Source organism: Syntrophotalea sp. (assembly GCF_050253115.1).
Lineage (GTDB): Bacteria > Desulfobacterota > Desulfuromonadia > Desulfuromonadales > Syntrophotaleaceae > Syntrophotalea > Syntrophotalea acetylenica.
In genome coordinates, this window is sequence record NZ_JBFWJQ010000057.1 from 1 (window position 1) to 14,740 (window position 14,740).

The window sequence follows — 14,740 nt, forward strand, 5'->3', positions numbered from 1 at the left end:
GCATCTGCCCGGTTTGGGCCACACGGGCGAAGTGCTCGACCTGCCCCCATGCGGATTCGACCACGTGACGGATTTCGTTGCGGCGCGCTTCCATGATGTTGTCGCGGAACTGGATATAGAGCCATGACGCAACCAGGGTGAAAACCAGGACGATGCTGCCACTGAGCAGAAAAATTTTTGCAGAAATCTTAAGATCCTTCACGAGTTGCTCCCTCCCTCTGTCGGCCTATGGAATGCCCGGCAAAGCCGGACCTTGTCACCGGGGTGAAACAAATGACCGGAAATATCAAATATGTCACCGGTAGAAATACAAATCGACTGCAAAGGTTGTACCGTAAAGCGGGGGGATACGCTAGCCCCAGGCTCATGCAATAAAAATCAGTTGTCGCGGCCGGCGGTTTATGGCGTGGCCCTTTTGTCATGATATTGACGAAGGTTGAATTTTTTTGTATGGCCCATTTTGGCCCCCCCGGACAAACGGTGTCCTGGCTCGGGGCGCCTTTGCTCCGGGGCGGCACGGCGAGACTTTCCCATGCTATTGGCCGCTCGTGGCCGGGCGTCACCGGTTGCTCTCGACAGCCTGCTATTGACAAAACAGCCTCAAAAGGTTAAATGGCGTAAGGTCGCCGTCTTGCTCTGCGGAGGTGATTCCAGGCATCGAGTGCCTGGCGGCGAATACAGCTGTTGCTACTTTCAGGGGAGCCGGTTTTGAGTGTGCGGATATCTGAAAGCGATCTTTTCGAGGCTTGTCGCGCCCTTTTCGGGAATGATGTCCAGCTTTCTCCGGATTTTTTTTCCTACCTTCAGCCCAGCGGGGCCAAATCCGCCTATCGTCGCAAGGTCAAGGAAACCCATCCGGACCTTTTCGGTAACGAGGGAAGCACCTTGCAGCGCTCCCGTACCGAGGTCTTTCAGAAACTGCGATCTTCTTATGAGACTGTTTGCGATTACTTCAAGTTGCGCGACAGCGGATTATGGGCGCCCGCTTGTACTCCGCGGCAACCTGCGGCTCAGCAGCGGACGCACTCCGGCGGTCGATACGCCCACCAGCGACCTCCCGGCAGGGCGGAAACAGCTGCCTCCGGTTTTTTGCCGAGGCAGGTTCTGCAGATCGGCCTGTTTCTCTATTATCGGAGGCTGATCGATTATCGGTTGCTGATGGAGGCGTTGTTTTGGCAACGCCGGCAACGTCCCAACCTCGGGGATATCGCGCTGCGCTGGGGATGGCTGAGCGAGGACGAGGTTAACTGTATCCTGGGGGTTCGCGGCGCCGGAAGACGGTTTGGCGAAAAGGCCGTGCGTCTAGACTATATCAGCCAGAAACAGTTGCAGACCCTGTTGTTTTATCAACGCTCACGGCAGCAGAAGCTCGGCCGTTTTTTTGTGGAAAATGCCTTTTTCAGTCACGAAGAGATGGAAGAACTGGCCCGGCAGCACCGGGAGCACAATCAACTCTATGGGGACGGATCGATGTTCCGGTGGTAGCAGCGGATACTTCTGTCTTTGAAGCGATAGGCGGGCAGGACAATGAATCCTGCCCGTTTTGCATGGGGACGGCGGATGAGAAGCGCTGAGTCCGACAGCTGTCCGGCGACAGAAATGTTTTGACAAGTATTGCGCTAATTTCTAGGATGCATCGAATCTGATGGCGTCGTTATAGCTTTGTCCTGCGGCGATACGGCCCTTTTACGACCTCGACAGATTGGATATATGACTTCCTTTCTGAATAAACACTTGTCTTTGAAGGATGATATTTTTCCTGGCCCACTCACAAGCGGGCGCTTTCGGTCAAACAACGTGCGGTAGCCGGGTGATTACCCGATGAAAGGATATGGGGATTTGCATGCAGTTTGACCGGGAGTGGCTCAAGGAGGATCTGGACCGCGTCGAAAAGAGCCTTCGGCAACATCTGACTTCCGAAGTGCCGTTGGTGCGGCAGATGAGCGATTACATTCTGGCCAGCGGGGGCAAGCGCATACGGCCGATTCTTTTGCTGCTCTGCGCGCGTTTGTGTGGTTATGAAGGGGAATCCAGGTATCCGCTTGCCGCCGTTATAGAATTTCTGCATACCGCAACCTTGCTGCACGATGACGTGGTTGACAGCGCCACCCTGCGTCGCGGGCGGATTTCCGCCAATATCGCCTGGGGCAACCAGGCAGCGGTCCTGGTTGGTGATTATCTGTTCGCACGATGTTTCGAGATGATGGTTGATTTCTGTGACCGCCGTATTATGCGGGTGTTGGCGGAAACGACCTCGCTGATGGCTCAGGGCGAGGTAATCCAGCTTATGAACAGCGGCGATCTGATGCTGGACGAGGGGCGTTATCTGAGGGTAGTGCGCAGCAAAACAGCGGCGCTGTTTTCCACAACTTGCCGATGCGCGGCGATCCTCGGTCAGCTCGATTCCGACCGGGAAGAAAACCTGGCTGCTTTTGGCATGCATCTCGGCGTGGCCTTTCAGCTGGTGGACGATGCCCTTGATTATATTGCCGATCCGGATGAATCCGGCAAGGTTGTCGGCCGTGATCTTGCCGAGGGGAAAATGACCCTGCCATTGATTCACGCGCTGCGCTACTGCGATGAAAGCGAGCGGCGCATGCTCCAGCGGATATTTGTCGGAAAAGATCCGATCGAGGCGGATCTCGGTTTTGTTCAGGGCCTTCTTTCCCGATATGGAAGTATCGATTACACCCGGCGGCAGGCGGATCTCTCTGTGCGGCAAGCCTGTGCGCAGCTGGAATATTTCCCGGACGGCACGGCTCGCAAAGAGCTTGTCGCGCTGGCCCGGTCCGCTGTCCGGCGCCGTTGCTGAGTGCTGCTCCCGCGTTTCCCGCGGTTTTCCCGAAATTCACAACTCCCCGGAATGATAAGCTATTCCCTGCCTTGACAGTCCATTAGCGGTTGCTATCATATAGTCAGTGCCTCTGAATCAAACCGTGCGCATAGCCGCCATGATCCGTGCCCGGCCATGACGTCTCGCGCAGGCAATCAATTCAACCTGTCTGCCTGGACTGTCTGTAACTACCCGCGGAACGAGATCCACAAAGGGGCCACATTACAAACAAGTCCGCTGATCGGCGCCGTTACGGTGGCAAGCCCGTGTGTGGATGATAACCGGTTCGCGCCGAAGGAGACATATCTATGAGCGGATCGCCTTTCGATAGCCTGCCTCCGGAACTGCCTGTTTACCCGTTGCATGAGCAGGTGATTTTTCCCCACATGACGTTTCCGCTGTTTGTCGGCAGGGAGCACATGGGGATTGTCGAAGAGGCTTTGCGCAAAAACCATCTACTGGTGATTCTGACGGTGCTGGCCGTGGATCCGATCACCGGGCGCGAACAGTATGCCCGGGTCGGCACCCTGTGCAGCATCAGTCAGATTCTGCGGTTTCCTGAAGGGGGCTGCAAGATTATGCTGGAGGGACGCAACCGGGTTCGCCTGATCAATACCCGTCAACTGACGCCCTTTGTCATGGCTTCTGTCAGCCTGATTCCCGATCGGGAAAACCGCAATTCCATAGCTCAGGCCCTGATGCAGAGCATCATCGCACTGCTGCGGGTGGCCCAGTCCCTCGGGCAGGCCATGCCTGACGATGTGAACAGTATGGTTGGCCGTCTCGATGAAGCCGGCCAGCTTGCCGATATTCTGGCTGTCTACCTGAATATGGAAGTCAAGGATCAGCAACGCCTGCTGGAAACCCTCGATCCCCTGGAGCGATTGAAGGAGGTTTATCTTTTTCTGACTTCCGAGATTCAGAAAATGCAGTCCCGTGGGCAGGGGGAAGGCGAAGTCTCCAGGAAGGCGGCTCGCAGTCAGAAAGAAAACCTGCTGCGCGAACAGCTCAAGCAGATCCAGAACCAGCTTGGAGAAGATGATCCGCAACAGGCCGAAATCCGTCAGTTCCGAAAGATTGTGGAAAATGGTGAAATGCCCAAGGTGGTGCGCTCGGTGGCCGAAAAGGAACTGGCCCGTCTTGAACGCATCAATCCTTCCTCGCCCGAATACACGGTGGCGCGCACTTATGTCGAGTATCTCTGCAACATGCCCTGGCAGCGAGGTACCGCGGATGTCCTCGACATCGATCGTGCCCAGAGAGTCCTCGATGAGGACCACTACGATCTGGTGGAAATCAAGGAACGGATTCTGGAGTTTCTGGCCGTCCACACCCTCAAGGCTTCTCTAAAGGGCCCGATCCTCTGCCTGGTAGGGCCACCCGGCGTAGGGAAGACCTCTCTGGGACGTTCCATTGCCCGCTCGCTGGGACGGAAATTCATCCGCATCTCCCTTGGGGGGATGAAGGATGAAGCGGAAATCCGTGGACATCGCCGCACCTATATCGGTGCCCTGCCCGGGCGCATTATTCAGGAAATCTGCCGTGCCGGTGCCAATAATCCGGTATTCATGCTTGATGAAGTGGATAAGATCGGCCAGGATTTTCGTGGCGATCCCGCCGCGGCTCTGCTGGAAGTCCTCGACCCGGAACAGAACGACACTTTTACCGATCACTACCTTGACGTACCTTTCGATTTGTCGCATGTGATGTTCATTACCACGGCCAACGTGATCGACACGGTTCCCCCGCCTTTGCGGGATCGCATGGAGGTGTTGCGCCTGCCCGGGTACAGTGACGAGGAAAAACTGCAGATCGCATTCAAATACCTGATCCCCAAGCAGAAGGCCGAAAACGGCCTGCAGGCGCATCCCCTGGAGTTCGAGGAAGATGCGGTGCTTAAAATCATAAAGGATTATACCCGCGAGGCCGGAGTGCGCGGCATCGACCGCAAGATTGCCTCCGTGTGCCGCAAGGTCGCCAAGGATGTCGCCCGGGGCGCTGCTGCCGCGGTTGTCATCAGCGCCGGGCAGGTAGAGGAAATGCTGGGGCCGCGCCGGTATTTTTCGGATGTGGCGGCAGAGGAGGACCGCATCGGTGTCGTGACCGGCCTGGCCTGGACCGAGTCGGGAGGGGACATCATATTTATCGAGGCCGCAGCCATGGCCGGCCGTAAGGAGCTGATCCTGACCGGCAGTCTCGGCGGCGTCATGCAGGAGTCGGCAAAAACGGCACTCTCTTACGTACGGGCCAATCATGCCGCCTTCGGCATCGATGCCAAAGTCTTCGAGCACAGCGATATCCATATCCATGTGCCGTCCGGGGCCATTCCCAAGGATGGCCCGTCGGCCGGGGTCACCATCGCGGCGTCACTCATTTCCCTGCTGACCGGTCGCCCGGCCCGGCGCAATGTCGCCATGACGGGAGAATTGACCCTGACTGGCCGGATCCTGCCAGTTGGTGGCGTGAAGGAAAAGGTGCTGGCGGCCAGACGGGCCGGGGTAACTACCGTCCTGCTCCCGGAACGCAACCGGGAAAATCTCAAGGAACTTGACGATCAGATTCTTGGTGAAATGACTATCATTCCGGTCGGCAGCATGACGGATGTCATGGCTCATATTCTGATCGCCGAGACGGAACACAAACCACATCTGTTTGTGGAGCATCCTTCCGTCCTGCTTGACCCGCGGCCCGGTTCATGATCTGTACGGCATGGTCTCGAAGTGTTGAATCTTGCTTTAGCTTCGGGGCTTCGGTATAGTCACGGGGAGGCCTTACGAAATCAGATCACCAGAGTCCGGGAGAGTTGGTTGTGTCGATCCTGAGCGGATGGCGGCGGGTGGCCGCCTTTTTTTTGTGTTTTCTGTGGGTATCCGTCGGCCAGGCTCAGCCCCTGGCTGAAAAGGTGCGGGAACATGTATTTGCCAACGGTTTGCGTTTGCTGGTGGTCGAGCGGAGCAACGCGCCGATCTTTACGGCGCATCTGACTGTGGGGGTCGGGTCGGTTGACGAAACCAACGGCAACCGCGGCGTGGCCCATTTTCTCGAACATTTGCGTTTCAAGGGCACCAAAACTCTCGGAACGCGCAATTATGCCGCCGAAAAGCCCCTGCTGGAAGCCATTGAAGAATCAGGCGAGACCCTCGATCGCCTGCGACGCGACCCACGGGCCGACCAACAGCAGATAGCCGCACTGGAAACCCGCCTGGCGGAGCTTCAGCACAAACACCAGGCCTTTGTGGTTTCGGATGAGGCCTCGAATATCTATGCCCGCAACGGCGGTGTCGGTTACAATGCCTTTACCAGCAAGGATCTGACAAGTTATGTCGTTTCCCTGCCGTCCAACAAGCTCGAGCTTTGGGCGGCGGTTGAATCCGACCGCATGGCCAATACGGTGCTGCGGGAGTTCTATACGGAGCGCCAGGTGATTCTGGAAGAGCGGCGCCGGTCCTATGACGGCAATCCCCGCGGTTTGCTCTACGAGCATCTGCTGGCGACCGCTTTTATTGCCCATCCCTACCGGCATCCCATTATCGGCTGGTCCTCCGACATCGAAAATCTCAGTCCAGCGGATGTTCGCGGTTTCATGGATAAATATTACGCTCCCGCCAATACGGTCATCGCTTTGGTGGGTGATGTCGATTTCGACGCTTGCGTGGATACGGTTGGCAGGTATTTCGGGCATTTGCCCGCCGGCACTGTGGTGCCGCCGGTAGCGACTATCGAGCCTGTGCAGCGTGGCGAAAGGCGCGTCGAGGTGGTATTCGATGCACAGCCGATGCTGGCAATCGCGTACCATAAGCCGACCTTGCCGGCGGCGGATGATTACGTTTTCGATGTCATCGATCTGCTTCTGGGGTATGGCAGGACCTCACAGCTTTACCAACGTCTGGTGGTTGAAAAGCAGCTGGCTGCCGATGTCGCCACCTACGGGGCCCCCGGGGCACGTTATCCGAATCTGTTTGTCATTTCTGTTGTGCCGCGCTATCCGCATACGGTCGAAGAGCTGGAAAAGGCCGTCTATCAGGAGCTTGAACGCTTTGGCCGTGAGCCGGTCAGCGAGACGGACCTCGATCGGATTCGCCGGCGCCTGCAGGTGGATCAGTTGCGTTCATTGCAGGACAACGACGGTCTGGCGCGCACTCTGACGCACTTTCAGACCATTGTCGGCGACTGGCGTTATCTGACCGAATACGACCGCAGGATTGCGGCCATTACCCCCGCCGATGTCTCTGATGTCGTCAGAAGATATCTGACCGCCGAAAACCGCACGGTGGCAGTCCTCAAGCCAAAAGGGCAAACGCCATGATGACAGGGTTGCGCATGTTGTTCGTGGCAGGGCTTGTTCTGCTGTGCGGGTGTGTCGCCGGGCACGCCCCGCCGCATCCGAATACCCTGGAATTTGCAGAACTCGGCTTCGATCTGCCGAAAATCGACAGATTTCGTCTGGATAGCGGCGTCCGGGTTTTTTTGCAGGAGGACCAGGAATTGCCGCTGGTGACCATCACCATTATGTTCGAGGGCGGCAGTATTTGCGACCCGCAGGGTAAAAGCGGTCTGGCGTCGCTTCACGCCAGTGCATTGCGCGGAGGCGGTGCCGGTGACCGCCGTGCCCTGGATGTCGATCAAGCGCTGGAGGGCATCGCTGCCGATCTGTCGATAACGGCCGATACCTACGGGACGCTGCTGCGTTTTTCCGTCCAGAGTTCCGATCTGGCGGAAGGTATGGGCATTATTGCGGACGTGCTGCGTCATCCGCGCTTTGACGCCGATGGGGTCGCGCTGGCGCGTGAGCGTTTTCTGGAAAATTTGCGGCGCGAGCACGATCAACCCGCGTTGGTGGCGCGCAAGGCGCTGATTTCCACCCTTTATCAGGGGCACGTGTTGGGCGAGCTGCCCTCTTCTAAGTCCGTCTCGGCGATTCGACGCGAGGATCTACTGGCCTACCATCAAAACGTCTTTATGCCAGGCAATATGTGGATGGCTGTTTCCGGGGATATTGACCGAACCTCGCTGTCAGCTCTGCTGAGCCCTCTTCTTGAGGATTGGCGTAACCACGCAAAACCACCGTTTTTTGCGGTCGAGCCGCTTCCTGCCGCGCCTTCGCCATGCGTGATGCTGGTTCCCAAGGATCTTCCCCAGACTACCGTAGTGCTTGGGCAACGGGGGATCGACAAAAGCGATCCGGATCTTTACGCCCTGCGGGTTGCCGACTTTATTCTGGGAAGCGGCAACTTCAACTCGCGCCTCATGCAGGAAATCCGTACCCGGCGCGGGCTTGCCTACTCTGTTTATTCCCAATTCCAGGTCGGGCGTCGCCTGCCCGGATTGTTTGTGGCCGGCGCCGAAACCAGGAATGCCTCGGTCGCCGAAGTGGTCCGCCTGATGCGTCGCGAAATGGAAAGCCTGCGCAAAGAACGGGTGAGCGCAGATGAACTGGCTCTGGCCAAGGAGAGCCTGATCAACTCTTTTGTGTTCGGCTTTGCGGATTCCCACGAGGTGGTCAGCCAGAGCATGCGCTTGGCGTTTTACGGATATCCCGAAGATTATCTGGTCCGCTACCGCGACCGGATCGCCGCGGTTGATGCCGATGCCGTGCTGGAGGTGGCGCAACGTCGGCTGTTGCCTGGGCAGCAGACCTTGTTTCTGGTAGGAAACCCCGATCGGCCCGACCTTTTGTCGGACCAGCTCGGGATGCCGCTCAAGACGATATCTCCGCCGTGAACAGCATGATATGGGGCGCTTCGCAACAGCGGAGCGATTCGACGGATGCCAGAAACCAAAAATCTGCAAAATTATCATGATCTGCTGACTCGTGTGGATCAATTGTGCGCTGCTATAACCGCGCGACTAAAAGGGCACCTGGTCTGCCATAAAGGCTGCGACCTTTGCTGCCGGCATCTGAGCCTGTTCCCGGTGGAGGCCGAAGCGATGGCCGGGGCTGTCGCGGCGTTACCCGCCCCCCAGCAAGAGACGCTGCGACTGCGTGCCCTGAATGCAGAACCCGATGGTCCATGCCCGCTGCTTGAGAATCATGCCTGCCTGATTTACCATGCGCGTCCCATCATTTGTCGCACCCACGGGTTACCTGTTCTCTCACGTATCAACGGGCAGGCGATGGTCGATTTCTGCCCGCAAAATTGCCAAAATCTCGATACTCTGTCCGGTGACAGAATGATCGATATCGACCGGCTCAATGCCGCTCTGGCGGCGGTTAATGCCGTTTTTCTCAAACAGGCCGATGATGTTCGGGTGGATCGGTGGCAACGCCTGACCATAGCTCGAATGATTCTAGATGTAACGTGATATCATACTTATTTTACATGCTTTTTTATTGTTTAAGATATTGTGAATTGGTGCGTTCGGTCGAGAAGGGTATTTTGGAAGGAGACTCAGGTGGCAAATCGGTTACGGGAAAAACTGCGTGTCTTCCTGCTGCATGATCTGTGGCATTTCGACCCCCGCGGCCTGACCCATTGGCGACTGTTTTTCCTGCGTCAGCTGCAGGTTGCCGCTATTGTCGCGCGTGGCTTCTTCTCGGATGGCTGCATGTTGCGGGCGTCGGCGCTGACTTACGCGACGATGCTGTCCATCGTCCCTTTGCTGGCTCTGATGTTTTCCCTGATCAAGGGCTTTGGCGGGCAGAACCTGCTGGAGCCGTTTCTCTTCAAACTGTTTACGCATGGCTCCGAGGAAGTGATCGCGGAAATCCTTTCTTATATTGAAAATACAAATTTCCGGCGTCTGGGTACTGTCGGGCTAGTGATTCTGATGGCAACCGTTCTGACCCTTTTGTCGAATATCGAAAAAAGCTTCAACCACATCTGGGGTGTGGCGGAAACCCGCTCTTTGGCTCGCCGTTTTGCGGACTATTTTTCCGTCGTACTGCTAAGTCCGCTGCTGATTGTCGCGGCCCTGTCCCTGACAACCAGCCTGCGTAGCCAGGCATTGGTGCAGCGGTTGCTGGAGACAGCGGTGGTCGGAGAGGCTTTGCTGCTGGCATTCAATATTCTTCCTTACCTGGCGGTCTGGGCGGCTTTTACCTTCATGTACCTGTTTATGCCCAATACGCGGGTTCGTCTGGGGCCGGCACTGGTTGGCGGCGTTTTCGGAGGGACTCTCTGGCAGTTGGCGCAATGGGCCTATGTCAATTTTCAGATCGGTGTTTCGCGCTATAATGCCATCTACGGAACCATGGCGGCCCTGCCTATTTTGATTGTGTGGCTGTATGTTTCATGGATGATTGTTCTGCTGGGGCTGGAGATGACCTACGCAACGCAGAATGTGACCATCCTTCGGGAAAAATACGGCGAGGAGAGGGTAAGTTTTGCCAGCCGGGAGCGCGTCGCGCTTACAATTTTGCTGCTCTGTTGCGAATCTTTCCAGGACGATGGCTCTGCGTGGTCCCATGCACGCTTCTGCGAGGATCTCAAATTGCCGCCGCGGTTGGTGCGCGCTGTGCTCAATGACCTGGTCAGGATCGGGCTGCTCGCCAGGGTGGAAAATCCTCCCGAGGACGATTTCGTCTACCATCCCGGGAGGGCACCCGAAACGATGGTTATTCGGGGTGTGCTCCGAATGCTGCGTGAAGACGGGGCGACCCAGCCGCGCAATTTTCGCATGCCGGGCCGGGAAATCATCCGCGAACTGGAAGAAACCCTTCGAAAGGCGGAAAATGTGGCACTGGGAAATCTGAACTATCGCGATCTTGTTCGGGAAAAACAGGCTGCCGCTTCCAGGACGACGAATGTTCAGCAGGAATAGAGAGTGAAATCGCCGTTTTCCAGAATGGCGTAGGATGGCTTTGTGCTCCAGTCTCCCAGGGCGATCAGGGTGTGCCGCTTCTCCCGATGCATCAGGGGAACATGGAAATGGCCGGTAATGACGGTGTCGTACCCTTCGGAAAACCGGCTCCGCGCAAAAGCCAACAAGTCCTCGCGGGGCAGGCGGTGGCGGTCGCGGCCGCCGTTTTTGCGGGCGCTTTTGGCGCTGGCCCAGCGGGCGATGCGCCACGCCGAATCGGGGGGGATCATCATCATCAGATGGCGGGTCCAGTTGTGGCGCAGGAAACGACGCAACAGCCGATACCCTTGGTCCCGCGGATTGATCAGGTCACCATGCGCGATGAAGATCTTGCGTCCATCGCGCTCCAGGCAGCCTCCATCAGGCAGGATGCGGCAGCCGAGCGTGTCGCGAAAGTAGGGGCCAAGATGAAAGTCGTGGTTGCCTTCGACGAAAACAAGTTCAGTGCCCGCCTCGGACAGGCGACGCAGGCTTTCGAGCAAGGGGATGTAAGCGGAAAAAACGCAGTGGCGATAGCCGATCCAGAAATCAAAGATGTCGCCAAGCATCACCAGACTGCGCAACTGCCCGCGGTTTTCGTCGAGAAACGTCAGCAGGCGGCTGTAGCGTTCATCGCGCGGATCGACCAGATGCGTGTCGGCCAGGAAAAGGTCTTTCATCGTATCTTGGCTTCCCAAGCAGGAATCGGCAGAGGGGGAATGTCAGGGGGCAATACGGCTTCCATTCGGAGTTTCCGAATGGGAAGCAACTATAAAATCCGCACTCGTGAAAGTCAAGTCGCACAACAATCGCAATTGGGGAGGGACGGATGCTGAACCTGTTTGGCAATATGCACCCTGTGGTACAAGCCTTGCTCGCGACATGTTTTACCTGGGGCGTCACATCCCTGGGGGCTGCTGCGGTTTTTCTTTCCCGCCAGCCCAGCCGCAAGACCCTCGACGGGATGCTCGGATTTGCGGGCGGGGTCATGATTGCCGCCAGTTACTGGTCCTTGCTGGCGCCGGCCATTGAATTGTCTCAAGGCCAGGCGCTGCCATCCTGGCTGCCTCCCGCTATAGGTTTTCTGCTTGGCGGATTGTTTTTGCGCGGACTCGATTTGCTCTTGCCCCATCTTCACAGAGACTTGCCGCGCAGTCGGGCCGAGGGGATCAAAACCCATTGGCCACGCAGCACCTTGTTTGTATTGGCCGTAACGTTACATAACATACCGGAAGGTTTGGCGGTCGGGGTCGCTTTTGGCGCCGCCGGTGCCGGGCTCGAGTCGACCGGTCTTGCGGCTGCCATCGCACTGGCCCTGGGGATAGGCCTGCAGAATTTCCCCGAAGGGGTGGCCGTGTCCATGCCTCTGCGAAGGGATGGTTTGTCGCGAAGGAAAAGCTTTTGGTATGGTCAGCTCTCCGGTTTCGTTGAGGTTGTCGCCGGGGTGATCGGCGCTGCTGCCGTTCTGCATGCGCGCCCCATATTGCCTTATGCGCTTGCTTTTGCCGCCGGTGCCATGATTTTCGTGGTGATCGAGGAGGTGGTGCCCGAGACGCAGCAGGGCGATTTTGGCGACTTCGCTACCTTGTGCGCCATGTTGGGGTTTGTGGCCATGATGACCCTGGATGTCGGATTGGGCTAGGCCAATCGGTTAACGTAGCGGCGGAATGTGTCGCCGGACAAGGATTTATTGCATGGATGGAGCATGAATATGAATCGGGAGGGAAAATAACTTGTTGGGTAACACATCGCCGGTATGGGTCCGGTTCGGGGTGGGGCGATTATCAGGCGCCCTGCTCGTAGTGGTGATGAGTGTTTCAGTTGTTCTGGCGGATGGTTATCGTACACCGAGGGCGGGGGACGGTTTTTCGACGGTGGTGCTTGGCGAGGCGGTGACGGTACCGCCCCGCGATCGCTGCAACGTTACGGCTCTCAACCTTGGTGTGCAATGGGTCGAAGATGCGCCGAGTGATTATGAGGTTTTGCCCTTCGGTGCGCTGTTTTTGTGGCGGAACAAGGACGGTGGTCGCCAGAGGTTGCGCGCGGTGCTGGCGGGATTTTACAATGAAGTGCGATATCATCTGAGTCCCGACCGACTCGGCAAGACTGAACTGGTCGTGACGCTGGACAGCATGACCGTTCCCATGGCGCGCCAGGAGTTTGTCGAGGGGCGTCGAATCGATCAGGAAGAACTGGAATGGCATCGCCTGCATTTCGGTTTCGGGTTTGGCTGGCGGACCCCGCTGGCTCCCGGACATCAGGACAATGCCCTGGAGGTCGCGCTGACCTACGAGCCGGGGTTTTTGTGGTTCAGCGACGGCGGCGATACGGCGGGAGATTTCCGTCAGCCCCGGGATACCTATGAGGGCAGGGTGCATTTTCGACTGCGCGCCGATGCATTGGAACGCAATGTCATGGAACTGCCTCATGCCGGGTGGGCCGCCGGAGTCGATGGTTTTTACGGCCACCGTGCCCGCTGGGACGATTGGGGAGGCGGGCGGTTTTCCGCTTGGCAGAGCGGGGCGGATCATGACACCTGGATTGCGGGGCGGTTTCACGCGCTCGCCGCCCTGCCTTTGCCCTGGACCAGCAGTGAGCGTCACCGCCTGGTGGCTTCGGTTTTCGCCGGCATGGGCGAGGATCTGGACCGCTTCAGCGCCTTTCGGCTTGGCGGCGAACCTGGCGGCGGCGAATGGGAGGCGCTTTCCAGGCCTAACCTGCTGGGTGCCATGTTCGATGAATTTTACAGCCGCGGTTATGCCATCGCCAATCTGGAATACCGGAGCGAACTGCTGTTTTTCTGCTATCTGCATCTGCGCGGGCAGTTGGCGTGGATCGATCGACCGCGTATCCGACATGGCAGTCTGGACTGGGAATCGGATATGCTGCCTGCGGTTAATGTTGCGGTGACCTGCGGTGCTCCCTGGAACTCGCAGCTCGAGTTGGGGTTCAATCACAATTTCGGGTTGTTGCGGGAAGACGGGATAACAAGCGGGTATGGTGGTTCTTCCATGAGTCTGGCATGGTCCAAGGAGTTTTAATATTTTATTAAAAAGGGGTTGCAACTTTCAGATATCTATGACAGTCTTCGCTATAGACGGTGCTATACAGCGGATAAGCCATGATTGAAGGCAAGCTTCGGTTACCGGAGCCGGTCGCCACCAAAAAAGTTTCAGGGCCTCCTTGTTGCACCTTACCCAACCTGGCCGTTGTATGGAGATGGAGCACATGCGCCATTTGATACAGCGGCACTTTTTTATTCGGCGAAGGCAGGCGCAGTTGCCGCTGGGGGGAAAACAGGTGCAGATCAAAAACAGTTGTGCTATAAGGGTGCGACAAACATCTAGATGAACCTTAATTTAAGGAGAAGTTTCATGTCCTTGGTTATGCAGGGAAAGCTGCAGGATTTCATCGCTGACAGGGTCGCCGGAGTCAAGATTGCCGAGGTTCGCATTGGCCTGGGTTATACGGCGGTTAAACTCGACAACGGGCAGGCGGGTCTGGCCTGGACTCCGAAGAGTATGGGCGGAGAATGTACTCATCTGCACAATGCCGGAACCCTTTGCGAAAAACCCGCCATGGAATTACTGGCAGGGCTGACGGAAGCACGTCCCTTGCTGCGTGCCTTGGGACTGGCCACCGCCAATGCGGCGCTCGCCGCTCATCCATGTCCCGGCGCGACCACCGTCAACGCCTTGTCACCGCTCGGTATCACGGCGGATAGCCGGGTTGCCATGGTCGGATATTTTGGTCCGGTGGTCAGTGAATTGGGCAAGATCGGCTGCCATCTGGACATTATCGAACTTGATTCGAGCCGCCCTGGCGTTATTTCGCCGGAGCAGGGTAAAAAAGCCCTCAAGGCGTGTGATATTGCCATTCTGACCGGTACCAGCCTGATTACCGGCACCCTTGATGATCTGCTGAGCAGCCTCGGTGATCCGCGTGGTGTGCTGCTGCTGGGTCCGTCGGCACCCTTGTGTCCGGAGATTTTCGCCGACACGCCTGTCACCCAGATTTCCGGAGCCCGGGTGCTCGATTGCGACGGTGTGTTCCGGGTTGTCTCCGAAGGGGGCGGGACGCGTTTGTTCAAACCCCATGTGGCTTTTGAAACCGTGACGCTGAACCGTG

Annotated in this window: 11 protein-coding genes and 1 pseudogene; 10 read left to right on the top strand and 2 right to left on the bottom strand. The window is 57.3% G+C overall.

All coding sequences use genetic code 11. The features are described 5' to 3' along the window. A pseudogene (locus AB7E65_RS07640) lies at positions 1–202 on the bottom strand (methyl-accepting chemotaxis protein); the annotation flags it as partial. Between the two features lie 506 nt (positions 203–708). On the opposite strand from AB7E65_RS07640, the gene AB7E65_RS07645 reads away from it, so the two are divergent. From AB7E65_RS07645 to AB7E65_RS07675, 7 genes are all read left to right on the top strand, one after another. Next, positions 709–1,485 (top strand): J domain-containing protein, encoded by a 777-nt coding sequence (locus AB7E65_RS07645; RefSeq protein ID WP_428745585.1) that lies wholly within the window; start codon positions 709–711, stop codon positions 1,483–1,485. A 358-nt stretch (positions 1,486–1,843) separates the two neighbouring features. Next, positions 1,844–2,812, top strand: coding sequence for a polyprenyl synthetase family protein (locus AB7E65_RS07650; protein WP_428745586.1), 969 nt, complete (start codon positions 1,844–1,846; stop codon positions 2,810–2,812). A gap of 329 nt (positions 2,813–3,141) precedes the next feature. Continuing rightward, entirely contained in the window at positions 3,142–5,532 is a 2,391-nt protein-coding gene (lon, locus tag AB7E65_RS07655; protein ID WP_320360496.1) for an endopeptidase La, read from the top strand. 110 nt (positions 5,533–5,642) lie between these two features. Further along, positions 5,643–7,139: a M16 family metallopeptidase gene (locus tag AB7E65_RS07660; protein WP_428745587.1), complete on the top strand. Its 1,497-nt coding sequence runs from the start codon at positions 5,643–5,645 to the stop codon at positions 7,137–7,139. Further along, on the top strand, positions 7,136–8,554 hold the full coding sequence (locus tag AB7E65_RS07665) for a M16 family metallopeptidase (protein WP_428745588.1): 1,419 nt from the start codon (positions 7,136–7,138) through the stop codon (positions 8,552–8,554). The genes AB7E65_RS07660 and AB7E65_RS07665 overlap by 4 nt, the downstream gene beginning before the upstream one ends. A gap of 45 nt (positions 8,555–8,599) precedes the next feature. Continuing rightward, a complete protein-coding gene (locus tag AB7E65_RS07670; RefSeq protein WP_072285402.1) occupies positions 8,600–9,136 on the top strand; it encodes a YkgJ family cysteine cluster protein in 537 nt (178 codons plus the stop codon). A gap of 90 nt (positions 9,137–9,226) precedes the next feature. Beyond that, entirely contained in the window at positions 9,227–10,594 is a 1,368-nt protein-coding gene (locus tag AB7E65_RS07675) for a YihY/virulence factor BrkB family protein (protein ID WP_072285401.1), read from the top strand. Here the strand turns inward: AB7E65_RS07675 and AB7E65_RS07680 are convergent. After that, positions 10,582–11,292, bottom strand: a complete 711-nt coding sequence (locus AB7E65_RS07680) for a UDP-2,3-diacylglucosamine diphosphatase (RefSeq protein ID WP_072285400.1) — start codon at positions 11,290–11,292, stop codon at positions 10,582–10,584. The genes AB7E65_RS07675 and AB7E65_RS07680 overlap by 13 nt on opposite strands. A 152-nt stretch (positions 11,293–11,444) precedes the next feature. Between AB7E65_RS07680 and AB7E65_RS07685 the strand changes: the two genes are divergently transcribed. The 3 genes from AB7E65_RS07685 to AB7E65_RS07695 form a co-directional block, all read left to right on the top strand. Then, the gene (locus tag AB7E65_RS07685) at positions 11,445–12,254 is read left to right on the top strand and encodes a ZIP family metal transporter (RefSeq protein ID WP_428745591.1); all 810 of its coding nucleotides are present in this window, start codon (positions 11,445–11,447) and stop codon (positions 12,252–12,254) included. 91 nt (positions 12,255–12,345) lie between these two features. Beyond that, the gene (locus tag AB7E65_RS07690; protein ID WP_428745589.1) at positions 12,346–13,653 is read left to right on the top strand and encodes a hypothetical protein; all 1,308 of its coding nucleotides are present in this window, start codon (positions 12,346–12,348) and stop codon (positions 13,651–13,653) included. Between the two features lie 333 nt (positions 13,654–13,986). Beyond that, positions 13,987–14,740: Rossmann-like domain-containing protein (locus tag AB7E65_RS07695; RefSeq protein ID WP_428745590.1), on the top strand; the 754-nt coding region annotated here is incomplete at its 3' end.

Coding starts and splice junctions, on each gene's coding strand:
- AB7E65_RS07650 (WP_428745586.1), top strand. CDS start 1,844: ATGCAGTTTGACCGGGAGTGGCTCAAGGAGGATCTGGACCGCGTCGAA.
- lon (WP_320360496.1), top strand. CDS start 3,142: ATGAGCGGATCGCCTTTCGATAGCCTGCCTCCGGAACTGCCTGTTTAC.
- AB7E65_RS07665 (WP_428745588.1), top strand. CDS start 7,136: ATGATGACAGGGTTGCGCATGTTGTTCGTGGCAGGGCTTGTTCTGCTG.
- AB7E65_RS07670 (WP_072285402.1), top strand. CDS start 8,600: ATGCCAGAAACCAAAAATCTGCAAAATTATCATGATCTGCTGACTCGT.
- AB7E65_RS07680 (WP_072285400.1), bottom strand. CDS start 11,292: ATGAAAGACCTTTTCCTGGCCGACACGCATCTGGTCGATCCGCGCGAT.